This is a genomic window from Nostoc sp. DedQUE04, assembly GCF_034530995.1.
GTDB lineage: Bacteria > Cyanobacteriota > Cyanobacteriia > Cyanobacteriales > Nostocaceae > Nostoc.
The window spans coordinates 26,107-51,708 of record NZ_JAVRCA010000030.1 but is presented as its reverse complement, the minus strand read 5'-3'; the positions used below and the strand labels follow the sequence as shown (position 1 = coordinate 51,708).

The 25,602-nt window shown below is 40.1% G+C and carries 17 protein-coding genes and 1 pseudogene; 6 read left to right on the top strand and 12 right to left on the bottom strand.

The genetic code is table 11. From position 1 onward, the window contains the following. Nucleotides 1-6: 6 nt before the first annotated feature. Nucleotides 7-1,212 carry an AIPR family protein gene (locus tag RM049_RS20555; protein ID WP_322705517.1) on the bottom strand — a complete coding sequence of 402 codons (1,206 nt, stop codon included), beginning with the start codon at nucleotides 1,210-1,212 and terminating at the stop codon, nucleotides 7-9. A 475-nt stretch (nucleotides 1,213-1,687) separates the two neighbouring features. On the opposite strand from RM049_RS20555, the gene RM049_RS20550 reads away from it, so the two are divergent. Beyond that, nucleotides 1,688-1,828, top strand: coding sequence for a hypothetical protein (locus tag RM049_RS20550; protein ID WP_289794568.1), 141 nt, complete (start codon nucleotides 1,688-1,690; stop codon nucleotides 1,826-1,828). Between the two features lie 233 nt (nucleotides 1,829-2,061). On the opposite strand, the gene RM049_RS20545 is transcribed toward RM049_RS20550, so the two are convergent. The 5 genes from RM049_RS20545 to RM049_RS20525 form a co-directional block, all read right to left on the bottom strand. Beyond that, the gene (locus tag RM049_RS20545) at nucleotides 2,062-4,851 is read right to left on the bottom strand and encodes a pPIWI_RE module domain-containing protein (protein WP_322705481.1); all 2,790 of its coding nucleotides are present in this window, start codon (nucleotides 4,849-4,851) and stop codon (nucleotides 2,062-2,064) included. A 5-nt stretch (nucleotides 4,852-4,856) separates the two neighbouring features. Continuing rightward, nucleotides 4,857-8,249, bottom strand: a complete 3,393-nt coding sequence (locus RM049_RS20540) for a hypothetical protein (protein ID WP_322705480.1) — start codon at nucleotides 8,247-8,249, stop codon at nucleotides 4,857-4,859. Then, nucleotides 8,246-9,406 carry a hypothetical protein gene (locus RM049_RS20535; RefSeq protein WP_322705479.1) on the bottom strand — a complete coding sequence of 387 codons (1,161 nt, stop codon included), beginning with the start codon at nucleotides 9,404-9,406 and terminating at the stop codon, nucleotides 8,246-8,248. The genes RM049_RS20540 and RM049_RS20535 overlap by 4 nt, the downstream gene beginning before the upstream one ends. A 176-nt stretch (nucleotides 9,407-9,582) precedes the next feature. Next, nucleotides 9,583-15,957, bottom strand: coding sequence for a hypothetical protein (locus RM049_RS20530; protein WP_322705478.1), 6,375 nt, complete (start codon nucleotides 15,955-15,957; stop codon nucleotides 9,583-9,585). A gap of 295 nt (nucleotides 15,958-16,252) precedes the next feature. Next, the gene (locus tag RM049_RS20525; protein ID WP_265277335.1) at nucleotides 16,253-16,552 is read right to left on the bottom strand and encodes an HNH endonuclease signature motif containing protein; all 300 of its coding nucleotides are present in this window, start codon (nucleotides 16,550-16,552) and stop codon (nucleotides 16,253-16,255) included. Nucleotides 16,553-16,628: 76 nt separating this feature from the next. Here RM049_RS20525 and RM049_RS20520 point away from each other — a divergent pair, with 76 nt between their 5' ends. Both RM049_RS20520 and RM049_RS20515 read left to right on the top strand, forming a co-directional pair. After that, nucleotides 16,629-17,732, top strand: a complete 1,104-nt coding sequence (locus tag RM049_RS20520) for an XRE family transcriptional regulator (protein ID WP_322705477.1) — start codon at nucleotides 16,629-16,631, stop codon at nucleotides 17,730-17,732. Continuing rightward, entirely contained in the window at nucleotides 17,729-18,103 is a 375-nt protein-coding gene (locus RM049_RS20515) for a hypothetical protein (RefSeq protein ID WP_265277333.1), read from the top strand. Before RM049_RS20520 ends, RM049_RS20515 begins: the two co-directional genes overlap by 4 nt. A 337-nt stretch (nucleotides 18,104-18,440) precedes the next feature. On the opposite strand, the pseudogene RM049_RS39350 reads toward RM049_RS20515, so the two are convergent. From RM049_RS39350 to RM049_RS20490, 6 genes and pseudogenes are all read right to left on the bottom strand, one after another. Continuing rightward, nucleotides 18,441-18,617 (bottom strand): annotated as a pseudogene (locus RM049_RS39350) (DUF3155 domain-containing protein); the annotation flags it as partial. 97 nt (nucleotides 18,618-18,714) lie between these two features. Next, a complete protein-coding gene (locus tag RM049_RS20510) occupies nucleotides 18,715-19,047 on the bottom strand; it encodes a GIY-YIG nuclease family protein (protein ID WP_322705476.1) in 333 nt (110 codons plus the stop codon). A 54-nt stretch (nucleotides 19,048-19,101) separates the two neighbouring features. Next, nucleotides 19,102-19,305: a hypothetical protein gene (locus RM049_RS20505; RefSeq protein WP_322705475.1), complete on the bottom strand. Its 204-nt coding sequence runs from the start codon at nucleotides 19,303-19,305 to the stop codon at nucleotides 19,102-19,104. A 104-nt stretch (nucleotides 19,306-19,409) separates the two neighbouring features. Next, entirely contained in the window at nucleotides 19,410-20,663 is a 1,254-nt protein-coding gene (locus RM049_RS20500) for a DNA cytosine methyltransferase (protein ID WP_322705474.1), read from the bottom strand. A gap of 48 nt (nucleotides 20,664-20,711) precedes the next feature. After that, nucleotides 20,712-21,941, bottom strand: coding sequence for a hypothetical protein (locus RM049_RS20495; RefSeq protein WP_322705473.1), 1,230 nt, complete (start codon nucleotides 21,939-21,941; stop codon nucleotides 20,712-20,714). A gap of 62 nt (nucleotides 21,942-22,003) precedes the next feature. Further along, nucleotides 22,004-22,594, bottom strand: coding sequence for a hypothetical protein (locus RM049_RS20490; RefSeq protein WP_322705472.1), 591 nt, complete (start codon nucleotides 22,592-22,594; stop codon nucleotides 22,004-22,006). Nucleotides 22,595-22,899: 305 nt separating this feature from the next. Between RM049_RS20490 and RM049_RS20485 the strand changes: the two genes are divergently transcribed. Genes RM049_RS20485 through RM049_RS20475 form a run of 3 tightly spaced genes read left to right on the top strand, consistent with a single transcriptional unit; the run spans nucleotide 22,900 to nucleotide 25,525 of the window. Further along, a complete protein-coding gene (locus RM049_RS20485) occupies nucleotides 22,900-23,844 on the top strand; it encodes a hypothetical protein (protein ID WP_322705471.1) in 945 nt (314 codons plus the stop codon). 20 nt (nucleotides 23,845-23,864) lie between these two features. Then, nucleotides 23,865-24,659 (top strand): hypothetical protein, encoded by a 795-nt coding sequence (locus RM049_RS20480; protein ID WP_322705470.1) that lies wholly within the window; start codon nucleotides 23,865-23,867, stop codon nucleotides 24,657-24,659. A gap of 14 nt (nucleotides 24,660-24,673) precedes the next feature. Next, nucleotides 24,674-25,525: a hypothetical protein gene (locus RM049_RS20475; RefSeq protein WP_322705469.1), complete on the top strand. Its 852-nt coding sequence runs from the start codon at nucleotides 24,674-24,676 to the stop codon at nucleotides 25,523-25,525. Nucleotides 25,526-25,602: the final 77 nt, after the last annotated feature.

The window sequence follows — 25,602 nt, the reverse complement described above, 5'->3', positions numbered from 1 at the left end:
GACATTTTAGCTTGGTGTCAGCGTTAATTCTTCATGCTTGCTGGAATTGACAATTTTCACCAAATGCTGGTTTAAATAACTTTGGGCCGAAATATACAGACTTTCCCAAATTTCTTGATTGCGACAAATTTTAGTCCCCACTGTATTTCCTGCTGTTTTCTCCGATATCAAGTATTTACGGTAATAGTTACCCCACAGGTGTTGGAGAAAGTTTTCGGCGAATTCGTCAAAAGGAATAATCCAGTTATAGTCTTGGTCTAGGAATACCCGATAGGATGCAATTATGGGTAGTGCGAGGTCAGTTGGCGCACCAAACCCAAACGAGTACTTGCTGTCGGGGAGAAGGGTACTTTTGCGTGTATCAATTGATGCTAAATCGTTGACACCCTTTCTTCTGGGGTTGCTGATATGTTCTTGGATGATTTCGTACAGTCTTTGCTCAATCCACAGAGCTTTGGGAAGTAGAGGCAGTAAAAGAGTTAATCTTTCTCTCTCAGTGTCTGTGATTTGACTTGGGGTGTTCGTACCTGTAGGGTGCTTGCTTCGTTTATTGCCGTCGGGATTGTATCTATTTCTGTCGAGGCAGTTGATCAGCTTGAACAAGTGGTTAACATTACACTGGGCATTTCTAGGAGCGCCGCTTTGGTTTTGGTAATAGGCTATTCTAAATTTTCTATCTTCTTTCTGTTCTAACTGGGCTAAATACTGCTTGATAAATTTGTAATCTCCCCTAGCGTTGACTTTGGAGCGAGAATCTACAGGAGAAGTGGTATTTGAGGCGAGAGCGATATCTTTAGCTTCCTCTTCCTGGAGTCCAATGTGGATGGTAACTTTGACTCTGGCAAGGCTGAGGTCATATTTGTAATTTTTAGCTTGCTCAAATGCTAAAACTGTGTGACCTCCATTGATAATGCCATCGCTACCCCCCTCGCTAGCTTCTAAAACTTCTAGCTCCAGTTCGGTTTTGTTTTTGCTAGGTTTAACTTTATTGGCTGACAGAACGATTCCACTGTGACGAGAGAAGAATTTTTCTGGTTGAGTCGTCACAGAGTCAAAGATTTGTCGGTATGTCGCACTTTTGCGGTTAGGTTCTCGGATGTTGGGTTCTAGGGGTAGGTTTGTGGGAAACGTGTCCACATGGGCGGTGGCGATGATGCAATTGGGGTTTGCATGGAAATAGTTGTCTACTTTAATAATCCAGTTTTTCGGCATGGGTGGTTTCTGCATCAAAGCGATACATTCTCAATTATTCTTCTAGTGGGAAGAAGCTCGCGCTTAAAGATTATATTTTGTAATTTATGTCTAAAATTGTTGCAATTGAGGTTACAGTGCCAAAACGGGTTGCATTGTACGCTAAGGGTGAAAAGTAGATTAGATAGGGCTTTGGGAGTTCAAATCTGATTTGAATTATGAGTAGCTTAGTATCAAACTACAATTAAGCTTATTTGTAAACCGTAGTTTTTATTGGCATCTAACTAAATTTGACAACATTTTTCACTAATTTACCCAAATTTAAAAATACGGGTTATAATAGTTTCAGTAGATAGCCCATGCGAATTTGAGTGCAGATAACCGAAAGGTTAAGGACTCGCTTTTGCGTGGGCTATTTGCTGTTTACCTATACTGAAGTCTATTTTTACTCCTTGTTTAAGTTGGAGTTACTAACTAAACTACAACGGACAAGAATATGATTACCCAACAATTCCGCCCAAGACGCACCAGCCAAAAAGCTGCTAGCAACGCTGGTAAAGTTCTACGTGACCCTAACTCTACTCCAGAGCAAAGGTCGGCGGCTGGATCTGCGCTAGTTCAACGGAGGTGGTCTTAATTCCCTTTCCGCCTGACCGCACAATCTTTTAATCTTTTGTGTTATTTTCGACTTGAAGGGGTCTGTACACCAGTGGGTTTAGAGCCACATTGTACGCAACCAATAAAAATGGAAAATGCCCCAATCAAACGCTTGCGTAAACCTCTGGCTATTGCTTTACTAGCTTCGATTACTAGTTTGAATTTTTACATCCATATAGTCGATACAAGTAACTCTTAACCAGAATATCAAGTCTAAAATAAGCTCAATTGGATATATTCTGGGGCTTGCTCAGTTAGAGATTCATCTAACAAATCATCCTCAAAATCATCGAAGTCTTCCTCCACATTTGATCGTGATATATATTCAGAAATTTGATGACCTGAATGAACTGGTTGTGGCAATAAAGTTACTATCTCTGCATCGATAAATGGAGAGGCTTCTCGCAGTCTATGTACTATTAATGTCCATTCTTCTGGCTTATCTTCTGATTGGAGAGATAACCAAGAAATTTCTAGCGCAGATTGGTTCCATCCTGGTTTTGATACTCTATCACGTTGCCTTGAATTTGCGGGTCTTTTTGCAGATTGAGGGGAACGACCTATTGAGTAAAAGGCAGAGCTAAAATCCGGGTTATGATAAATGCCACTATACCTGTTAAAGCCAGATATAGGACAAACGTGAGCTACCAAACCATCACTGGAATATCGTAGTCTAGCTACACGCAGAAGTTGCGGATTTTGGCAAGAAAGAAGTTTATTTTGATGCCAAAGATTATTTGGGTCTTTTGCGTCGTCTCCTGACACAAGTTTTAAAAGTAAAGGAAGGTCTTGGCGAAGATTTTGTTCATCCAATAATAGTAGAGTTGGATTTTTTATTTCTAAATCTGCAAAAGCTCGCCCCACAAAGTTTTTTATCTGCTCTGAGGTATAGTTTGAGTTATACTTCTGCTCAAACATGGCTACCGTGAATAAACTTTCATCATATGGCATCCAAGTCGGGCCATAATCCCCTGGTAAACACACCTGCATTTGAGATGAATTATTTTCTGAAGGGATTTTGATAAGTATAGGGATAACTACCTTTGTTTCTCCTTTATTTCGAGCGTTGAGGCGAATGATTCTGATAGCAATGATATCTAAATTATGAGGCAGTGATGTTTGATAAAATCCCGTATAAAAGGGTATACCTAAAGGAAAGTTTAACTGACGCATTAAATCTAAAATTGCATTTAAGCACCTTGCTTTGTAAGCTTTTTTTTGTGTATTTAACTTGTTTTTTTTACTTTCATAAGTTTTAACTTGTTTTTCATCATTAGAATCTATAGGAGCAAAGTCTTCTGGATTGATATATTCCGTTTCTGGTTGTAAAAATTGACTTACCCAACTTGCATAAGCGTGTCCCCAACGAATTGCTGTTTTTGGGTCAGTTAACCTCCTTTGCTTGTCGAATTTCCGGTAATCAACTAACTCGATAAGAATACCTCGTTTTTCGTTACTAGGTTTAGGCTGCGTTACCAGTTGGCGTTCGATTAGTCTAGCTCTGTTTTTGCTGGCGGCTGCTTTGGCTTGACCAGAATAAGAACCACCTAAAGATAAAGGAGAAAGCCATTCATTAGGCAAGGGAATTTTGTCTACTTTCAATAAATAACTTTCTCCTAAACAGTTGGTAAAATTGTAAGTTTCATTGTCTATTTCTTTAACAGTTCCTTGTACTTGTTTACTTTCTAAAAATTCTCGCAACACCTCTAACAAAGTGTTTACTGAATTAGATGAAATCCTAATTCGGTAAACTTGCTCACTGATGGTAGATGTTTCTTTAGGTTTAGAAAGTCGCCGTTTTCTGCAATGACTAAAGTCTATTTTATTGATGATTGGCGCTGCCACTACTCCAGGCGGTAAAGCTGTTGTTAATCTTTCAAATAACTCAAATCTATCAGCTGGTTCTAGCCCAACTCCTACTGGGTGAGAACCTAGTCGCGTTCTGTGTGATAGTAAATATTGTGGTGCATATTTTGCAGGGTCACTTAAAAACTGCATTGGTTCTGGAATATCGATATGAGGAGCTATCATCGTCAAAATTTTGTCAATTCTAGCTTTCCAAATAACTGAGTCATGTCGCATTAACTTGAGGTTGATTAGAGTAGTTTCTCGTTCTACACTTGGATCTGAATTTGGCTTGAGCCATCCTAAATTTTCCATTGCTACATAAACGCTGCTGTCTTCTCCTTTCGGCAGGAATATTTTTTGTCTGGCACCGGGAAGTGGTTGATTTCCCGGATTGTCCCAAGCAGTCATAGGTTTAGAAATATAGCGTCTAATACCTGCTTGAAATAGCAACAAGTAGGGAGTTTTGCCGTTAGGAGGAGCGATATAAAACTTTAAGTAATATGAATACCTAGCTACTTGTTCAGCATTATTGGAAGGTGAATAGTTGATAGGAGGCCAGGTAACTAGATAAGCCTCTTTGCCAGTAGATGGAGACACCACTAAAGGCCAATATTCTTCATGACCATTAGCATTCCTTAAACCTAACTGAAATCCCTTTCTAGTTAACCAGCGTGCTATGAGTTCAGGCAAGACCACTTCTAGAACATCAAAGGGAGCATTTTTTAAATTTATGAGTTCCCAATTTAATTCGGCACGACCTGACTCTATCTCAGCTAGGACGGATTTGACTACTTTCAGGTCATAGTTGACTGACAACCAATTTTGTATAATTGCCCAAAATTGGTTTAAATCAATTAAACCACTATAAGCATGAACAATTATCCAATACTCTGGTCTAATTTCTGGAACGCGAGAAAAGGAGTTAGGAAAAATGTAGAGAATGTCAGAGGCACAACCTCTTAAAGCTGCATAGAGACTGAGTATGGGAGGAGTATGGTCTACATCTGCTAGACCTTTTATAATGTCTATCCAAGTTACCGGCAGTCTTAATCCATACACTTCTCCCATGACTAAAGGGTCAAAATTATCATTGAATAACCAAGCTAAAGTCTGTAGCCTGTCAATGGGAGGTAATTGTTCTTGTGCTTGAGTCATTTTATTTACCGTCCGTTGCTATTATGTTCTAAATGTTCTACCAGAGCTTTTAGACGGTCATAAATTGACCCATATAAAATTCTGGCTAATTGTTGTTCTACCTGGGGTTTATTGCTATTAGGAGAAAGGTACTCTCCAAAAATTTCTACCCATCCTTTCAGGAGACTACGTTCTGCACCTTGTGGATAAAATGCTGAGTCACAGAAGAAGACTCTTGTAGGAACATTTCCTCTGGTAGCTCTGCCCAAAGCTTGTACTATAGAAACAGCTTGATCCCAAAGAAGTTCATGCCAAAAATCAACATCAATGGAAGCCGAGCCATGATGTGAAGCTCTGAGTCGTCGATGCCAGTTTTTGTAAGACAGGCTTCGCAATTTAGCGATCGCTTCTGCTGCCGTTTCTCCTAAGCTAGACGGTAAAATATTACTTCCTTGTAAAATATCATCAAATACCAAACGGTTTATCGCTCTAATTTGCCTACCGAAATCTGTTGGCACTGGGTAAGGGCGTACTAAAAAAAATACACTGCCCAAGTAGGCTTTGTTGGTTATTGGTGACAAAATGTTATATCCGCGTTGTACGGCTCCCAAAGGTGCTACCAATAAATCACGCCCTCTTGTTGAAAATTGTTCAACTTGTCCTCTTCGTAGGAGCCATTCAGCAATTTTTTCGTCTCTGTCTGATTGAAGACAATCTACCCGATTTCTCCACCTACTGGATTCTTGCAATTCCTTAGCGACTAACTGTGCTTCTGGGTAACTGCCTGTAATTAGAATGACAGCTCTTGGTGTGCCAAGAGAATCCCAGTACTCTAACTCTTGTGTTATCCGGTCTTTACCACCACTGCCAAAAGCTAGATACTGAGTAAGTTGCAGTAGACTATCTTTTCGTCCTCTCCCAGAGCGTCCGCTAACTATTATTGCTTCTCCTGTACGATCTGGAACTCGGATGAATTCAAAATGGCTGTTAGACAGCGCTTCCACTGCTTCAGGGGGTGGAGATAGAATTGCACGGGGTTTAATCCCAATATTGAATTGGGGACTTCCAGGCGACCAAGAGGTGGCACTAGTTATTAGTGTGTGAGGCCCATAGTCGCCAGTTAAATTTACATACAAGTATGGAAACTTCAATAGCAAATAACGCCCCAAACCGAAGCAAGCTAAATATCTTAGTAAGCCCTTTGGAGTTTTCTCCTCTGTTTGGTCTACGAATTGATATCCTAACAGATGACCGAGGGGTGATTCTACATTTAAATCTATGTATTCATCTGGAGGGTTTTGGCTTAAAGAAAGTCCTTTGCCTAGTTCCGCTGTCGCTAAGAGCCAGTAACGAACCAGTTCGTTTACGTGTCGATCCATTGCTGTTAGCAACACACTAAATTCTAATCTTTCTAATATCTGTTGTGTTTGTGGTGATTGAGGAAAGTCCCAAGGTAAACGTTGTTGTAGCCAAATTCTCAGTTTTTTAATTAAATTTTCCCCTTTATCATTTCGGACATCACTGACTAACTTTTCTAAATCATTTTCACTGATTTCACTATCCTCTAACTCATTTGATGAGTAACGGAGTAGATAGTAGTTTTTAAATTCATCTTCTAAAAAGGATAAAACCCCTGATAACTCTGCTTCCGGGAAATCAGAGGGTGCTAATGAGCGTATATTCTCAATCAACTGATAGTAAATTAAAGAATTATAAAGAGGCCACTCTCCTATCCATTTCCGTAAATGTATTTTTTCAAATAGTCGGACAAATATTGCGTCTGATAATCGCGAGGCTTCCCTAGCAACTCCTCTGAGTTCGTGGTAACGAGGGTCATTAAGTTGTGTTCTTCCTGAATAAAAAGCTTTCTCAGCTAAAGTATGTTCGATGAAATCAAGTATGGCTGTTTGAGAACCTGCTAAATCGTTAGAGGGAGCAAAGTCGTCTTCTATTGATACTTGTACTCTATCTACTTCGTCTACAATTAGTAAGGAGCAGTAATGATAGGCAGCTTCTAGTACCCGCATTTCAGTTCCTACTAATTCCGGAGGCATCGCCGTGTAAATAAAAGCAGCAGAAGTAGCCACCCAGACAGAGGCATTGATTAAATCATGGTTTGCTTGGTGAACCGGACAGATGGGAAGAAATGGGCAACTATGATATGTAACTTTGTCTGAGGAATTTTTTTCTTGTTTTTTGATGTCTTCTGGGCTTACTAAACTATGGCAGGGTTCTTGACCTGCCGGAATGGAACCCTCACCCAGTAGTCCGGAAAGGATACATTTTCCTGTTAGCCAAGGAAGAGCAGGATTGTCTAATAATTCTGCATTCTTAGTGTCTTCTACTGGGTCGTAAGGTTGGTATAAATCTTCTGGTTGTAGCTTGTTGGCGTGAGCCATTCCATATTGATACTGATGAGAACCTCTGGCTTTTCCCAATATTGGAGCAGCTGATAAGCCCATCTTTACGAAATCAGCTGCCATATTGATGGCATCAGTCACCGTATTAACAATAATGCAGATACGGAAATTTTTGTCGGATATTGCATATTTTTCACACAAATCATGTACCGACAAATAGATAATAGTACTTTTGCCAGAACCCGTAGGTCCTAATAAGTGAAAAATCCCATTTATTGTTAATTCATCAGTAGGCTCTAAGTTTTCTCCTATTAAAGATAGAGATGAATTTAACTGCTCCCATCTTTCAAGCCATTTTCGTCCTGGTAGTTTTTCTTCAAGTTTTCTTGCTGATTCCCTTAAATCGCATAATCTTATTGTCAAAGGAGATAAAGGAGATGGGCGTCTTGGTTGCTCACTAACTGGTATTGCAGTGGTGCTAATGTTAGATAAGCACTCCTTAATTCCTTCAATTAGTTTAGTGGGAATAACTACTGAAACTGCTTCTGAATTAATATAAAAGCAATATTCTTTTTCTGATTTCGCCCAATTTCGCGATATGGGCTTATGCTCGGCTGGTTCATTTAATGCCTTGTTGATAGTTTCTACACGCAGCGGAACATAATTAACTACAGGTTGCCTGGTGTATGTTCCTGACTCTAAAGATACGTCAAAGAGCCTGATGCTTAGAGGTTGTTGACTATACCACAGAAGGGATTTGTTCCAAGCTGTTGCTGTGCGAATATACCGGACTCTATGACGTACTCTGGTGCAAGCTTCTATCAGCTTCTGGTTGTTCATTAATTCGGTCGGAATGAAGTTTGTTAATAAACTCCAGGCTTCTTTAATATTACTGTTGCTTGCATTTTGATAAATTTCGGCGTGGAGAGTTATTACTAATTCAACCTCAAAGAATCTTTTACTTTCTGTTTTGGTAAAGGTAACAGGAATTAAATCATCTTGTCCTAATCGGAGGAGTTCTTTACTAATCTCTTTTAACCAATCTTGCCAATCTCTCATTTTTGCTCCTCAGAAGATTTAAAATTTTTAACTTGACCAACAAACTGTTTCAGCGAGAAAATACCTATATCTCTGAGAGCAGAGTTTTCTTGACATCTCACATCCCAAACAGCTTGAAATACTTTTTTATATTTACCTTTGTATCTGTAATCCGGAAAAATATAAAAAGCTTTATTCCATGCAGGAAATTGTTTGAAAGGTTTTAAAGAACAAGCCAGTTCTCTAGCATTTGCTTGGTCTTTCATATCTACTGCCCAAACTTTCCCATCTGGAAATTTAATCATTAAATCATAATTATCTACACTGGGCCAAAGGGAGCAATCTATGCCTAGATTGACTAGAGTATCTCTTAATTGGATTAATGACCGTTCTGGAGCTACTACAGAAGCCTGGATACCGCGAATAGTTCGCATTGATTCTGGACGGTATGGAATCCACTTTTCGGGAGCGTTTAGATTAACAAGTCGGGAACACAAATCGCTGTAACAAACTGCACGACGGCGTGAAGAGCCTTGCCACTCCAAAGTCCATCCACATCTTGGACATAGTGCTATCTGTTCAACCCCATTTTGTTTAACCCGACAAGTTAGGGGGATACGTTCATAAGTGGCACATAATAAGGAACGAATTTCAGGTTCCCAATCTAAATCGCTGTTAATAATTTTGGTTCCCCACTCTAAATGAGGATTTTGTACTAGAAATAGCCTAGCTTTTATGTATTGCTCATCTAACTTATTTTCAGAACAGTATTCCAGAATTTCTTTGAAAGGAATGTCTTGAATTTCTATCTCAGGATTGCCTGAGCGCATTCTTTCACTTAACTCATAAGCTAAATCTGTAGGTTGTCCCAGAAATAAAAGTGAGCCGAAAAGATTAGCATCAGCCATTAATTCACCGACTCCAGTCCAATCTTCTACAGGTTGGTGTAGCCAATTTACCACCTCTTTATGATGCAAAGGTGGCATGGTTTTGTAGCTGATGCACAAGACAGATAATTGTTCAAGCCCAGATTTAATATGTTCGTTAGGACTAGTGATAGGAGGGACACTTTTTTTAGTGATTTGTTCTTGTTGTTCTACTAGTCCTACTGCTATGCGAGTAAGAATTTTTTTCGCTTGTATTGTATTATTTGTCTCTGTTTTTGATGATTTGAACATAATTATCAGTGGGCTAAATGCACATTAATTTCTAATCTGAATCTAAATAACAAAAGGTTAATATTCTTTTTTACAAAAGGTAATAGAATGACTGGGTTACATCTCTAAAATTATCGAAATGAGTCTTACATATCATTTTGGTAATAGTAAATACTTAAAAATATTTTGTATCCGCATCAATCAGTACATAAAGCTCGAAAAAGTAAGATAGTTTTCCAGCATCCATGTAGTTGATTAGCAGGTAAATCTTGAGTTACAGTGAATAATCCATTAACGCGCCTACTCGCAAAACGTAACCAAGTAAGGAAAAGTTTGTCCAGTAGAATATTTAGGGAGCGGCTTGTCCTGCGTGGATCGTTTGGTCTTATAGCAAGTTTGAGAGCAATTTCTAATACATTGGCATAAATCCCATCATCTACCTGTTCTATCTTTTCTTGAATATTAATTAAACTGGCTATCTGAATTAAGTCTTGTTCTAATCGTGAGCATAAACTTTCATTTCCAGTATTGACTGCATGATCTGACGCTACAATCAGGGCAAACATTGCAGTAGATGGTTCGTTCTTATAAATTTCAACTACATTGAGATTTTTCACTAGAGTGTTAAGTTTATCTGTTAAATCTTTGTAGATTGGTAAGTCTAGAATTATTCCAATAATCAATAGCCATTCATTTTTAGATAGAGGCTCACTAGAAAGAGTATCAATAGCATTTTCTACCAATGCTTTTAAATTATTAGATGCAACTTGATGTCCTAAGTCTGTTCCAAGTAAAGGAGTTAAGTAGTCGCTGCGTTCTCCGCCTAGTAGAGATCCCAAGTTATTTTGAGCCAGAGATGAGTCATCATGAAATAATTTTGTAGCAAGGTATTGCTGACCTTCAACAGTTTTAACAGCAAAGGCAGCTATCTTTGCTGGAACTTCTACTGCTTTGAGAAACTCTGAATCATGCTCTACTAAGATTGCTGCCAGTCCATGAACTACCAGATTCATCCTGCTAAGTCGCCGAGGGTGGAGAACATCATTCCAGAATTCTGGATTGCGATCAAGAATGTCGGCACTCATTGGGAGAAACCTAGTATTCCTTTCTAAGACTTGAGTCAACTCTTCTAATTGCATTGTGGGATGGTAGAGCAGATTATGCAGTTTACTTGCATGTGCCCAAATCATTGCTAGTTGAATAGACGATACCCATTCTCTCGTCTCACTCCAGTAACTAAACTCACTACCCAAGAGATTAAGAATCGCTTTAAATAATCGGAAGTGAATTTCACCCAGTTCATCAAAAAGTTCGTCAAGGATATTTTGAACTAAGCCAACTGAGTCGGGACAAAGCAGTGCTAAATCAATCAGATGTAGTTTGCATACCGGAGATGCTAATTGAGGTACAAGCCTATGTAGCAAAGCTTGTCTCTCGGTTGATGGTAACTGGCTAAATGCTTCTCTTACTTGCATAGGAAGTTTCACCGGAAGACAAGCAAGACGTTCTAGGCAAATCTCAAGTCCTTCGGTAAGCAATAAGGATTCTGCTGCCCTGTTTAATTTTTCATGAAAGTTAAAATTTTCTGCTGCACATAGTTCAAGATGAAAATGTCGTAGCAGACCAGCACCTGATGAAGGGATTAACTCATCAATTCTAAAGGTATGAGCGTGACGTAATTTCTGCTCAAATGATAAGTAAAAAACTGCTGCTGATTGATTACGCCATACATTTGCTTGGTCAATACGTCTGCGGAGGTCTGTGGTGGATAGAATTTCGCCAATCACCTTTTCAAATCTAGAATTATCACAGTCAAACCAGAAATGATGCGATCGCAAAACTTGTTCGCGTACATTAGGATTATCTGATGCCAGAAGCATTACATCGTCTTGCCACACATAAATTATTGAGTCTGCTTCATTGATAAAGCGGAGTTGAATGGAAGAATTACTCTGAACTGCCTGAATTTTAAAAGCTGTTTGTGGCTGTAATGCTGTAATTATAGTATCTTGGTCATTAATCGCTGTTGCGATCGCTGGTAAAAATTCTAATGCCGGAAATACGAGAGGGGTGGGCGAATCTGGCAATATGAGATTGATATATTCAACCATTTGAATCTGAAGATAAGCCATCAATTCAGGATCGGTGTTTAGTTCATCCTTTAGCACTTCTGGAAGATCCCGGTAAAACTGCTGCAACATTCTTTGGTTCAAGTCTTGCAGTGATTCGTCCCCTTCTTGCTCTCGCCCCAGATAAAGAATAATGTTCTTGATTAATTGCGCCACAGAAGTACTCAACTCTGGGTTGGCTCTAAAACGTCTCTCTATTATTCGTTGCTCAAGCCACTCAAAATACTGCTGACGGCGATTGGGAGTCTCATGGATATCGTTAATTTCAATTTCCCAAAATTTAAGACCTTGAAAGTAGAGACTGCTAATGTCTTGGCTGATAAAATCAAGCCCATCATTATTTAGATCAACATTGGGCAATAGATGTCGAACACCAAAAGTACCAGTATATAAATTTTCTAAAATCCAATCAGAGTAAGCAATAGCTATTTCTTCTGAAAGATTGGTATCTACCCAAATTTCGCCAATTGAATCTTGTGTTGCGCGGAAGCACTCAAAGACAAACATCATTTCACCGTCAGGACTAGGTGAGCCTTTAGGCATCGGAGGACGTTGAAGCCTATGCGAATCTAATAAACAAGAGGCGACGTAGCGACGTATGACTGTTAGTTCTTCCGTTTCCCGAATTCTTCCATTCTGTATTTGTGCTTGCTTCAAATGATAAATAATTTCTTTACTGGTAATAGGAATATACCGAATGTTACCAGCACGGAGTTGTAAGATTTTCTTGTAATAACTTATTTCGCTTAAATCCCCTTTTACCCGTAAGACTTCTAAAATCTCTAAAACACCAATGATTGGCACAATGTTATCTCGATACGGGTATTTGCTGAAGAAGCGATCGTCAATCCAAATAACATCTCCTGGCTGAGGCGTATATCTAAATAAGTCGTATACTGTTAATCCATTCTCTTTCCATGAATGCAGCAACTCAAGCTCTTGTTCGGAGTCAGGATTTGCAACTACGATCGCTTCATATTTTCCTTGCTCTAATCCAGTTGAAACACGCTGAATAAGCCCTCTCAGCCATCTTATAACTTCAGATGAATGCTGGCTGGCATTGATTGCTGCCTGTGCTTCACGAATACAATGATGTGTTACAAAAACTCGAAAATGGCGACAGACTCTCGCTAGTAAATCTGACCCAGCTAAGAGATTAGCTAACTCAGAGTTAACAAATATCAAGTCATTTCGTGCTGGTAACTTTGGTGGCAAATCTTGATACCTTTGATCCCCAAGATCATTCAATGCCGTTTCATATGAGTTACTGGATAAAATCCCTTCTTCTTTCAACACTTCGACCAACGCACGACAGTTGATCATTCGTTGCTGATCTGCTTCATCAAGTACAACGAGCTGACTGATGCCCTTGATATCTAGTCGCTCTAACGGCAAGAACTCAACCACAAACCCGTTTTCTGCACGAGCTTGCTCCAGCAAAATAGTTGATTGTTCACCCAATTGTTCGATTAATTCATTAAATTCTGGTGTTGGAGACTGAGATATTTCTCGTAATTGTCCTGATTGGCACAGTCGTATGATTTCGCGGTGATTTGCCAGCCGAGAAGGTTGATGCTGTAGGAAATACTCACACTCTTGCAAAAGAGCAATTGGTAGTCTTGCAGAAATCCGAATTGGACTAAATCGTCGTTCCACTACATCCAAAATACCAAGGTGAGCAGCTAGCAAAAAGGCTGATATGTCTAGGTGTAGTCGCCATTGATTGCTGGAGTCTGCAAATTCTTCTGGAAAGGGACGGGCCCCATAGCGGATCAATACTGCTGGCTGAATATGGGGATTAGGTTTGTTAGCATTTTCATTGAGAAGAACTCGGAAAATGCTAGTGAGTGCCAATCTACGCGCTTGGACAATTAAATGGATAAAAGCTTCAGCATTGTCATATTTGTGATTCATTGAAGCCGCATTTTCTGCCCATTCTCTTTGTAGTTCAAGAAGTTCATGCACTTCTACAGCATGAAACGGGCCTTCTTTGCTGATGGCAAGAATTCTTGCCCGTTGTGCAAAAGGTTGGACTTCACGATCTAATCCCAAGTTGTATCCTAATGTAATCACTTCCCCTAAAATTTCGGGTTCAATTGTTGCAGTAATTGCCTGCTGCCATAACTGACGTGACAATTCAGGATCTTCTGATAATAACCACCTTGCTACCTGCAACAGGGCGTTTGGGTGAACATTTTCATGCCTTAATAGTCGGAAAGCTGTAATCGCTACTCCTCGAAGATTTCCTTGATCTCGCTGAAGTCCTATCAAGGTTACTAAGTTTTCAACCGTCTCTTGCGATCGCACTAAATCCTCTGCCTCAGCGACGGCTTGTGAAATCAACCCTAGTTTGGCTTGACAATAGGCTCTGAAGCGACGCAAATATGAAGGTAAGTTCCCACCAGGGAAAAGCCGTTGATGCTTATTCAAAAGTTGAAAGCATTGCTCATAGCGACCAGCCTGTGAAGCACATTGTGCTGCCAGACCCAGAGCATCTGCTGTTCCTACTGTGTTTACTAAATCATCTGCCTTATCGGCTACATAAGCCCAGTTTTGTAAACTAGCTTGCAACTGACAAGATTCCCATAAATATTGACCATTACGGCTTTCCTGCCAGCTTTTATCTAGATATTCAGCAAATTCCTGCCATTCACCGCTCATCCGCGCTTTTTCTCTACGGATGCCTTCTTGAATACTGCGACGAAAACTGAGATTGCTACAGCTTTCGGCTTCTTGAAACGCAGTATCAAACTCTCCATTTATTGCTAAAGCTTGAATATGCCAAAAAAGCCATAATTCTTGGTTTCCAGTTTGCTCAAATTTCTCTCTGTTACGATTTAGTAACTCTAAGGCTTGCTTGGTAATCCCAAAATAAATATATATTCCAAACAGAGCCGCAATACGCTCAATATCGTTGCCTGACTTTTCCACAAATACTTCCAATACTTGCTGACTGGCAACTAAATCAATTTCATAATTGCGAACAGTTCCCCAAACAATTGCTTGTGGATTAGTTGGGTCTTCAGCAAGAAGGGTACGGCATAAGTCTTGAGCTTCTGACTGACGGTCTGGGTCGTTAGCTAAACAAGCTAAATACCACACTTGCCAATACTGGCGTTCTTTCTCTCCTCGCTCAGTTTGAGATGCCAAGTGGTTAAACTTATCTGCTGCCATGCGTAGACGTTTTAAACTTTCGTCGTCTCGCTTAATTAATGACCAGTCAACAGGCTGAGGGTAGTTGATTAAACGCTTAGGGACAGCAGGTGAGAGTACACTGTAGTAATTGATCGTAGCCTCAGATATCTGAATCTTTTCCCAATTTGGTTTTTCATAACAAGCTTGCTGAATCTTTACTTGAGCAGCAGTAATATCCCCTATGTCTAAAAATGCTAAAGCGTGTATGCGGTTAGTTTCTGCATCCGGTTCCAAAGCAGGAGGAAGGTTTTCCAGCATTGTAATAACCTCATCTGTGCGTTGTATTTCTAGCAACAACCCAAGTTTGAGATTAAAAATGTCTATACTGGAGGTGCTATCAATCTGCTTCAATGCAGCTTCTGCACCCTTTGCGTGATAAATAATCAAACTTTGTAAAAGAGAATTATCTCCTTCTGGATCAAGGCTGCGTGCCTCTACCGCTAATGTTTTAGCTTTCTCAATATTCTGCTCTACGCTGAGAAAATACCCTGACATGGACTGTAAAATCTGTGCCTGCAAGGGTTTATCGAAGACATCCCAATTTTCATCGCCTCGAAGGGCTTCAAGGCAGGCGTAGGCTCGTTGTAAATGTCCTTGCCGATAAAGTTCGCGGTACTCTTCTAGTTGTTTGGCTTTTGTCTTAGATAAGTCAGAAGATAGACGCTCAAGTTTTGAACTAATAACCCCAAACGTTAACTCTGTAGCTCTAGAGTTCTCAGCAAATTGAGGGTATGGTTGAGGTACGCGACCACAAATTTTTTCTACCCACTCCTGCGATCGCAGGTAACGAAGAACAATTTCAGGGTGAGGTGCTAACTTTTGGCGTATTGTGCTTGCTGACCAAACCTCGTACTGAATGTTAAAACAGGCAAAGCGCTGCTTTTCAATCTCAATTTGTTTTTGTCGCTGAGTTTGACTGAGATCGCAGCCAACAAATAGAATAAATCGCCGAACCTTTTTGTTTAGCCAGTAGTCGATGTATTGAAAAAATTCATCTGACGCATCAATAATCTTCCGAGGTGGAAAATCTTTATAACATTTACACTGTCCCACTTCAGTGTAAATTCCATCATCACAATGTGCTAAAAGGTCAATTCCATCTTGCTGTTGTCCTCGTGTGCCATAAACATCACAAGTAGCGATTCTAGGTTGTTCTGAGAGCAGATCACAGCACAAGTCCTGAAAGGTGTACTCATCAAGCTCATAAAAGTTGGGAGGCAAGTTTGGATTAACTCTAGGAAATACCATTACTACTTCTACTATTTAAAATTTATTGAATAAACTTAGAACATTTAACAGAGGGTAGTGTAACAATCAATACTCATTATCCTGTAACAGCATAATTATTGCTGACTATCAGTTGTTGCTAATTAGGCATTCTCCTGCTACCTTCGCCACTCATTTCTGACTAAGAAACTACATATTAATTCCTTTTTTTCGACATTTGCACCTGATAAATGTTAAAAATAAATAACAAAAATACTTTGTTTTCCACCAACTATCTGTCGCTATTTGTCATGTAATCCAGAAACATAACAGTCTACTAGTAAGTAACCATATTAAGATTTCCTACAGATATTACCGAGCAGACGAGTCGAACCGCTTGCCTACTAGCGTTATTCTTCCATTGAAGGGGACGGAGATTTGATAATACATCACTACCACCCAAAGCAACAGGTGTTATATGGTCTACTTCCCAGCCATAAGGGGAGTTTCTATTGCCATATTCGTATCTATTAATCCAAGCACCGCATTGGTCTTTACGCCAAACACGAGGGTCGTAATGAGGCACAACCATAGCTTGGCACCAGACAATCTCAACAGTATTTGTAGTAATGGCCATAACTGTTTATTTGTCAAAAATTTAACTCAGTCTAACACAATATAACATTTAGACATCATAAATCGTCAAATTGCAAATGGAAAATGTTAACTCAATTCGTATTTATAGAGAGCAAACAGGATTTTCCCAGGAACAACTGGGAGAACAGATAGGCGTAACTCGGCAAACAATCGCGGCATGGGAACGAGGCGAACGCGAACCATCACTGCTACAAATTTCTAAAATTGCTAGAGTCTTAGGAGTATCGCTAGAACTTCTACTTGATCAACCAACAGACTCTCTAAAGGGGATTGGGCAACTAGAAGTTAATTTGCTTTTCCGAGCTGATGAACCATCTGCGCTTACCCCCTATGTGCGAGACCATTTAACCCAAAAAGCTGTTGACTATGCTGAAGTAGAAGCGTTGCTAGGAGAGGTTCCTGCAATACCTGCACTCCGTCCCTTAGAAGGTTATGACGAAACACTTGTAGAAGAGTTAGCAACAGAGGTAAGAGACTGGTTAGGAGTAGGAGAATTAACACCTATTGGTGACGTATTAGCTTTATTAGAATCAAAAGGTCTTAAAGTTATCCCATACTTGCTACCAGCAAAAGTTTCTGGTTTCTCCGCCTATACTGAGGCTTGGGGTGCGGTAATTTTTGTCAATGAAGACCATCCGACAGAAAGAAAATTTTTTACTGCCCTTCATGAAGTGGCACACTTAATTTTTCATCGTCGTGAATACAAAGTACCCCAAACCCGTTCTCGTCCAACTGAACCACGAGAAAAAGCTGCCAATCATTTAGCAGGTGCAGTACTGATGCCTAGAGGTGCTGTCTTACGAGAGCTTCATGCCTATCGTAATCGCTGGCTTCCTGAACCGCTCTTAAAAGATATCAAGCGACGTTACGGCATCAGTCTTCGCACAATATTGTATCGAGCAGAACAAGCTGAATTAATTACAAAGCAGCAAAAGGGTCAACAGTTAGGCGTACTCAACAAGAAATATGGTCCAGAAGATGAGCCAGAGAAACTACCATTACCAGAAAGGCTGAATCGTTTGGAACGCTTGGTTTATACAGCATTAATAGAAAAGAAACTTACTGTATCTCGATCTGCCGAAATTTTAGGAGAACATGTTTTAACTGTACGGGAAAAACTCTCTGAATGGTTAAAACAAGGTGAGGAGGATACAATGTGATTGTTCTATTAGATACTATTGCTCTGATTGAGTTACAACAAGCTTATCGCCACTCAGCATTTATCCAACTAACTTCTGTTGAAGTTCTGGATGTGGTGATTTCGGAGTTTCAACATCCAAATTATACCGATTTTATAAAAATAATCAATAAATTTGGATTTCAAACTATTCAAACTGAATCTACTTGGTTTAATGCTGCTCGAAAATATCGTGACGGCACACTCAGCGTTCAAGATGCTCTAAACCTCCACTACGCCAAAACCTTCGAGAGAATCTTGGTTACTGATGAAAAGCCATTACAGATTAAATGTCAGCAAGAAAAAATTAGTAATCAACAAATATCATGGTTAATTAAACAATTAACTCGTTAGTTAAATATCAATAGGATAATATAACATGACTGTAATTGGCATTTTGACCTATAAAATTCCAGTTTTAGTTTAGTGTTACTGGGTATTTGTAATTATTCATTCAGTAACAATTCTAGGTACACCTCCAGTCTTTGCATCTTTAATAAAGATTACAACAGTTTTTAGCCTGCCAGATATGGCAGGCTATATAGGAATCCGATTTGATTAATGAACATATTTGCGTAGGGAAGGAACTCTTAACAGGGAACGGGGAACAGGAAAGAAGGGATTTAAGGGTGTACTGAGTTTTTTCAGAAATCAAATATGAGTCCTATAGTAGATTTAAGTGATAGCTGATTTAACTAGCAACTGACGCTATTTCCGGTGAGAATAATTTGTGATTTTCAATGGCATATTTATAGCTAAACAATCCATTGTTTGACAAGAAAAATTTTTCTTCACTACCCGATATCTTGAGTACTGTAATAACACATGGTGGTTGAATATTGTTATTGTGAATGAATTTCCTTGCAGTTGTACAGGTTTTTTATTGATGGTTCTGTTGATAGCAACTAAAGCTTGTAACCTTTGATAGCAAAATTTTTCCACGTAACCTGCGTTTGAAATTGTATCTACCTAGTTTTTGTCGAATTCGTTTTGACATCTCGCACTCTCCTTAATAATTGTGCGTGGTTTTTATATCGCTTAAGTTGAATTTCAAGCTGACGGGCTTCTTGTTTACTTGAGGTCTTCCATACATAGACAATTTTGAATTCAATGCCGCGTTTGATCGCAGCACGAGTAAATGCTGCTCCAGACCCTTGTAGATGCTGCTGAAATCTTTTCTTGAGGTTCGCGCATGAACCTAAGTAATAACGAGCTTGATGTTTCTCATTTCCCAGCGGACGAGATAGCTCAATTAAGTAGCAGCAAGGAATTGAGGGAATTTCTCCTGACAATTCCATATATACTTTTTTGGGATTATTTTTAAGGCTGAGGCGTTAGCTGATTGTGGTGGTTTATGTCGTTACGCAGTTGAGCCTTTCTTGCTCTTGTACCCAAGTAATTACATTTAATTTACTAACGCTTACAGGCTTATCTTCACCTGCGATAAATACTTGAAAACAGCCAGTTTCTAACTCATAGTAGTCAATGATTAAATTTGATTCTGGCGTGATAGTCTGCGATCGCTTCACGAAGAATTTGTTGGGGGAGTAGCCCATATCCGTTAATTAATTCCTGTGTGAGTACTCCTGTTTGGTGGTCTTCTTCCCCAGAGTGACGCACAAAATTCGCGCTTAAAATAATCGTTTATTATCCGCCAGACCTACAGGCAAGTCACTAAATTTTGCTTTCTTTCAGATGTGGGAGGCGATCGCTCTTTGCTGATTTTGCTTAACCTGCTTAAAGACAGTATTTCATTGAGAAAAACGAATATATTCTTAAAATTCCAAGAAATTGGTAAAAATAGGCAGTTTTGCCAATTTTGGCAATTAATTTGATAACTGGTATTGCATTCTAGATGTTCCCTAACTTGCATTCCCACAGCACATGCAAGCAATGGGGGTACCGAATTTCCGATTTCTCTTTGGGCGTGGAGTATTGCCTCGCTGAAATTAAACCAATCGGGGTAGCTGTGCAAACGAGCAGCTTCTCTAACTGAAATAACTCGTGGCTGTTCTGGATGGAGGGGACGTAATGCGGTGCGGTTGCCACTTCCCGCTCTTAATGTCACGCAGAATCCATCCCATTCTAGTTTTTTTGATTTGGATTTAGCTTCCCTTGCACCTGGGGGAGTGTTGATAAATTGCTGAATTACTTCTGGTGCGTGTGTTGTCGCTGCGAATCCCGTCCAAATGTTAGTTACTATACCAAGATTTGGGAATATTTTTTCAAGATACTTAGCATATTCTCCCTTCACCCAATCTGGATGCCATTCTTGAGTGTTTTGCTTGGGGAGTAGGGGAGGCAACAAGTCTGCGATCGCATCTCTAACTGTATGTTGAGGTTGATGCTCCGGCGGTATAATTTCTCCAAACTTAGATGCAACAAAAAACACCCTTTTTCTAGCTTGCGGAACTCCATAATCTGAAGCGTTCAGGTTCCACTTTGAGAGAAAATAATGTTCTTCTAGCACTGCTTGGAGGTTAGCAGTAATGCAGCCAAACTTCTGATTTTCAATCCCCGGCACATTCTCCATGATTGCCGCAAGGGGATTGAGTTCCAACACCAGCCGTACAAACTCTCCCACCAACCCGTTGCGTTCATCTTCAACATTTTGCAGTCCGGCAACGCTAAATCCTTGGCATGGTGGCCCACCAAAAACGGCATGAATTTCCCCGTCCCAATCTACATACTTCGCCTGAATACAGGCGCGTATTTCTTCCCCTGTCATTTCCCGAATGTCTTTGCACAAGACTGTGGCGTGCGGGAAATTATGTTGGTATGTTGCTAGGGCGATGGGATTGTTATCAATGGCGATCGCTATTTCAAATCCTGCTGCATTAAATCCCAAGTCAAATCCACCCACCCCGGAGAATAGGCTAACAGCTATTTTTTTGTTTGCTGCTGTTGAGTTCATTGAGATTCTAATTAATGTTAACTTCTTGCACTTGGCTTTAAAGACATATCAATTACAATCGGAGTTCTGCCTGACTTTCAAATCTGCCAGCCATCTGTCTAACCGACTATTACTAACTGTTTCTTCTATTAGTGGATAATCTGTAGTAAAGACTTTATATACCCCTCCTGACTCCATCTCATAAAAATTGACAATCAACCCTTCACGTTTGGCATTACTAAGCTTTTTGATTGCCTCTGGAAGCATCTGCCATACAGATTTCCTTTCCGAATCCGAGAGGAGGCTCCAAGCTTCTTCTTTAGCTTGTTGATATTGCCATAGCCCCCGGCGCACTGAGGAATAATCTAAAGCTTTCCGCAATATGTCTGCAAGGACTTCTGCATCAGTTGCTGGGACTTCATTTGTACCGAACATCCCAGCCAATGTACTTTCTACTGCCTGAATCTCATCTTCTTCAAAGTCAATGTTTGACTCTTCAGGTTCTTCCAGGTATTCTTCGCAGTCATATTCTTCTGTATCCCTTTGCCACAAGGTTTCAAGTTCTCGCTGCATTACCTCAAGATTTATTGGGTTGACGATATTTTCATCGTTGGCAGGAATCAATTCTTCTATGGTGTCAGTGAGTTGTTCACAAGGGATTAGTTCTTCAAAGGAGCCGATTTCATTCTTGGCTATCTCAGCTTGATGCTTTTCATATAAGTCAGCGATCGCCATTCTGACAATTCGCTGCGGTGACAATCCCAATTCCTCTATTAACTTCTCGGTAAACACTCCTGTTTGGTGGTCATCCTCCATAATTTTGCCGAAGGTGTAATATCTATTTCCATCTGGTGTTGCTCGCCAGTTGCCATCTTTTCTTTCTTGATTCATGGCTTTGAGAAACAGTCTTCTTTTCTCAATCACTTCTAACACTAATCTACAAGTCAATCCACCAATAGGAATATCTTTCAATTCATCAATTAGGATTTTGTAGTTATGGGAACATAACTGAAGTAGTAGCGATATTGGTAAAACCGCCAAGCGTTCCGGGCAACTGATAAATGCTTGAAAATTCTCGGCAATTCGGAGCGATCGCCTTTCCTCAGCACTGCCCTTATCCCAGCCGTACTCTTCTAACAGTGCGCGATATTCTTTTTTGGTGTAAGTCTGCTTGTACTCGTAGAGTAGGAAAGCCGTATGGAGGTACTCTAGGGTACTTTGCTCTATGTGGGTGGTAGGATTGGAGTCTACCTGATGCTGCTCGACGTATGAATTATTTGCAAAAGTTGTTGTAGTCATGATATTGTATGCGCGGTCTTAATCTCTAAGACCAAGTTTCCTAATTCGACTAGTTAAATAAGTCAGGCCGCTTTTTCCCAATTTTCTGATGATGATTTGGAGATAGCAGCCAAGGCATAGCCCAAGGTGTGTTTATGAATTTTGGGCATTTTGTGAAACGACATATCCTGACCCCAATCTTGGACTGACTTGGTGCCAATATGTAATACTTGCGTGAGAGTTTTGACACAAGTTGCGCGAAAATTGGCGTGAGACACGGTTTGTAGTACTTGTTGTTCAGTTAACCCTTGAAGGAGTATTTTTTCTAGAAACGTTTGAGCATCTACTTCCGGTGCGCTATATTCTCCTCTCAAGATGCTCTTTAGCTGCTTTGGCACGATTTCGGCGGCATGAATGTAAGCAAGTGAAACTTTGCAGTAGTTGGGCATCCCGTCAAAGTTGAGGTCACTTCCCCACTTGCGAACTGTTGGTCTTTGTACACCTAAGACTGCACACAGTACAGTGATACATTTTTTGCGGTATTGCGAGTCTGTTTCTTCTTCGAGAAGTTCTGGGGGACTGAGTTCAGCGATATCAAAACAGTGGCGTAAAAATTGCCTTGGTTCTAGTCCTTGTTTTGGTAGTACTTCTAGTATTTTGTAGTTCTTTTGCATCTTTATTAGCTCTTGGACGATTTTTACCGAGTTAGCTCGATTTATCTCAAGCTCTTCTTTTGTGCTTTTTAGGTAAAGTTTACCGATTTGCCGAGTTAGTGATGCATTAAATTAATATTACTTAATATATAGTGATGCGCTAATCAAAATTAGTGCATCACTAAAATTACAAAGTTTATTGATGGTGAGGTGTTTATTTGTTCTAGCGATATAGGTTTTGATATAAAACTTAAGGTTTATAACTAAAACCCCTGTTGTTTCTATAAACTGAAGAGAAATCTCGATAAACCAAGTTCAAAAAACGTGTGTCAAATCAGCGCGAACGCTTTTCTGGAGGGGATACTGACCGAGTATCTTTTACCCTTGCGCCCGGTGTGCGGCAAAAGGTAGATGATTTACTGCCGATATTGGGTGGCACTTTGGCGAAAGCTTTAAGGCGTTTAGTTGATTTGGGTTTAGATTTAGTTGACCTAGCTCAAAAAAGTGGTAAGCCGATTCCTCAACCGGGTAGTTTGGAGCAGATGTTTTCTGGTTATACCTCTTTGGGTATAGAACTGATATTTGCGTGCGAATCCTTGGGTTTATCAGTACCAGAAGTGGGCCAGGTAGGGGTTTGGTTTGTAGATAATCTCTCCCTTGGCTTGGGTGATATTGAGGGTATCAAGAAAGACAATGATTTTCAGGCATCACGTATATTTCGCTTAAGTCGAGAAATTCAAAAGTTTTTTCAGCAGCAGCTTAATGTCTTATCGGAAGACGAGTATGCTGCATTTCTGAAAAATTTGCATAGGGAAGCTGTTGTTGGACAAGAATTTGCAGCTGCTTGTCAGACGCTGGGTTGGCAACTGCCAGAGACAGGAAAGCTACAGGAGTGGTTGCAGGATTTGGTGGTGCGTTCGCACAGCGTCTCCGCAGTAGAATCACAATTATCAAACGAGTTATTAGAAGAATGCGATCGACTGGGGATAGAGCCGCCAAAACCTGGTGAGGTTGCAGCATGGCTACAAAATACCCGCCCTGCGGTGTTTGAGCAGTCAATGCACGAACATAGATTACCTTTTACGGATGATGGTTTGCCTTTAGGGGGGTCGCAACCTTTTTTGGAGCATTTACTTACACTAAATGCACCGCCAACTGAAGATGAGGAGTATGACATTGCTCATAGGTTTGGTGTAGACCCAGCCCATCTTAAGGATTTGATATCCCGCATGAGGTTTGACAAGAACGGACAGACCAATAATTGTCATTAATAAGCTTGGGGCATAAATGCATGGATGCCATTGAAGATTCTTCTGCGTTATGGGCTTTACTATGCAAGCCTGGATGGGAAATTAAACCCAATCCAGTAAAGCATCTACTCAAAATTAAAGCTCCTGACTACCAGGAAGCATTAATGCTTTATACCAACTATCGAAAATTTCTAGCAATGTGGGCGGCATCCCTCGATTGTACCTGCGCTTTGATAGGAATTCAGGGGATGCGTGGGTCTGCATTTAAAATTATTGCAGCAACGCCAGAATCGCAGCAGAAGTTATACGAAGACTTGATTTTTGCAAGCCTACGAAAGTCGGTTAATTGTGACTCCGAAAGACTAGTTGATCGGGAATTTGAGAATGTTATCAGCAAGTATTCAGGGTTTTACATTGCTGAAACTTGTTTACACCCTGAGCTTAGACCAATTGTTGATGAAATATTCTCAAATCCAGACAAGAAACTTGCCTTAACGCGAATGTCTGACAATTTGCAATTAATCGTGTCCGCATCAGCAGCACGGGCGATGAGTTCTGACTCCCAAGATGTGGTGCGTCGTCGAACGACTGATTTTTGGCACGCTAGAGACTACGAATGTTTTTTGCGGATGTTCAAGCAAGATGGGGGAGCGGGGTTTGAAATTACCTACCAAGCAACAACCAATCTCCCAAAAATTAATCCTTTGGCACCGTGGGCGCAGTTTACTACAAGCTATCGGTTTTTTGAAATTGATGTTGGCGATCGCACAGAAGTGTACCGTTTGGGCGAAGGTAAAGATATCACCCTAATCAGTCGTCCCAAGGTTATTTCATAATATAGCGAGGTTTTATGGCAGTAAGATTCCTAGAAAACAAGGGCAGTGGCAATATTCTAGAGATTAGTCGAGCTAGACTTTTAGAGCTTACCCCCAATGTTTATCCCCTCACTTGGGAAGCGATTCTTTCAGGTAATGGTGACAGTGCAGCTATCTTGGGTGCAGGTTTTGCCGAACGTGAAGTTTTTTTTGGTTTTGAGGGAGTTGACTTGACGCGCTACCAACTTCCAACAATCGACTGTTACGACATTGCTACTAATCCGCCAGAAAAGTTTTTAGCTTTACGCAGTCAATACCCAAACCTACAGTTAAATTATTTTTGCGATCGCAATCTAGCAGAACTAAAACTGACAAAACTTTACGCTCCTAATAGCCTACGACTAGTTTCAGTTCATGGAGTATCAGATTACTTACAACCAGATGCCGTTCCGAGAACATTACTAGATATTGTGAAAGTACAGCCAGAGGCAATATCGATAAGGCTATTTTTAATGGGCAACCCGTGGTCGCGGAATTTTGCGAGTATAGAGCAACTGACAATGGAATCAAATTCAATTGAAATTACTACAAGTGGCTTAGTTAAGCCGATTGACTTTGATATATTTTGTCGTACAGGTGTTGTGCAATTAAATATTTTAGACAAGGATAAAATTGAACATAATTTGTTACCAAGTTATGGTGCATCTCATGTAATGCCTGATAAATTAGTTGGTTATTTAATTAGTCAAGGATATCAGCTTGTTGCAACTGACGTATACTCACTTTCAAGTCAAGATTTACAAAGTGATGAATCGGAGAATCAAAATAGTGATAAAAATATAACCTTAGATAATCCACATGGGATGTTGTTATTTTTTAACCGATAAAATACTCATTTGAATCGAGCTAATCAACGAAAATGAATCCGTCCACAAGGACAATTGATGAAATAATGTTGGTAATT

Coding starts and splice junctions, on each gene's coding strand:
- RM049_RS20530 (WP_322705478.1), bottom strand. CDS start 15,957: ATGGTATTTCCTAGAGTTAATCCAAACTTGCCTCCCAACTTTTATGAG.
- RM049_RS20520 (WP_322705477.1), top strand. CDS start 16,629: ATGGAAAATGTTAACTCAATTCGTATTTATAGAGAGCAAACAGGATTT.
- RM049_RS20480 (WP_322705470.1), top strand. CDS start 23,865: ATGGATGCCATTGAAGATTCTTCTGCGTTATGGGCTTTACTATGCAAG.
- RM049_RS20555 (WP_322705517.1), bottom strand. CDS start 1,212: ATGCCGAAAAACTGGATTATTAAAGTAGACAACTATTTCCATGCAAAC.
- RM049_RS20535 (WP_322705479.1), bottom strand. CDS start 9,406: ATGTTCAAATCATCAAAAACAGAGACAAATAATACAATACAAGCGAAA.
- RM049_RS20550 (WP_289794568.1), top strand. CDS start 1,688: ATGATTACCCAACAATTCCGCCCAAGACGCACCAGCCAAAAAGCTGCT.
- RM049_RS20510 (WP_322705476.1), bottom strand. CDS start 19,047: ATGGAATTGTCAGGAGAAATTCCCTCAATTCCTTGCTGCTACTTAATT.
- RM049_RS20505 (WP_322705475.1), bottom strand. CDS start 19,305: ATGGGCTACTCCCCCAACAAATTCTTCGTGAAGCGATCGCAGACTATC.
- RM049_RS20475 (WP_322705469.1), top strand. CDS start 24,674: ATGGCAGTAAGATTCCTAGAAAACAAGGGCAGTGGCAATATTCTAGAG.
- RM049_RS20525 (WP_265277335.1), bottom strand. CDS start 16,552: ATGGCCATTACTACAAATACTGTTGAGATTGTCTGGTGCCAAGCTATG.
- RM049_RS20540 (WP_322705480.1), bottom strand. CDS start 8,249: ATGAGAGATTGGCAAGATTGGTTAAAAGAGATTAGTAAAGAACTCCTC.
- RM049_RS20490 (WP_322705472.1), bottom strand. CDS start 22,594: ATGCAAAAGAACTACAAAATACTAGAAGTACTACCAAAACAAGGACTA.
- RM049_RS20500 (WP_322705474.1), bottom strand. CDS start 20,663: ATGAACTCAACAGCAGCAAACAAAAAAATAGCTGTTAGCCTATTCTCC.
- RM049_RS20495 (WP_322705473.1), bottom strand. CDS start 21,941: ATGACTACAACAACTTTTGCAAATAATTCATACGTCGAGCAGCATCAG.
- RM049_RS20545 (WP_322705481.1), bottom strand. CDS start 4,851: ATGACTCAAGCACAAGAACAATTACCTCCCATTGACAGGCTACAGACT.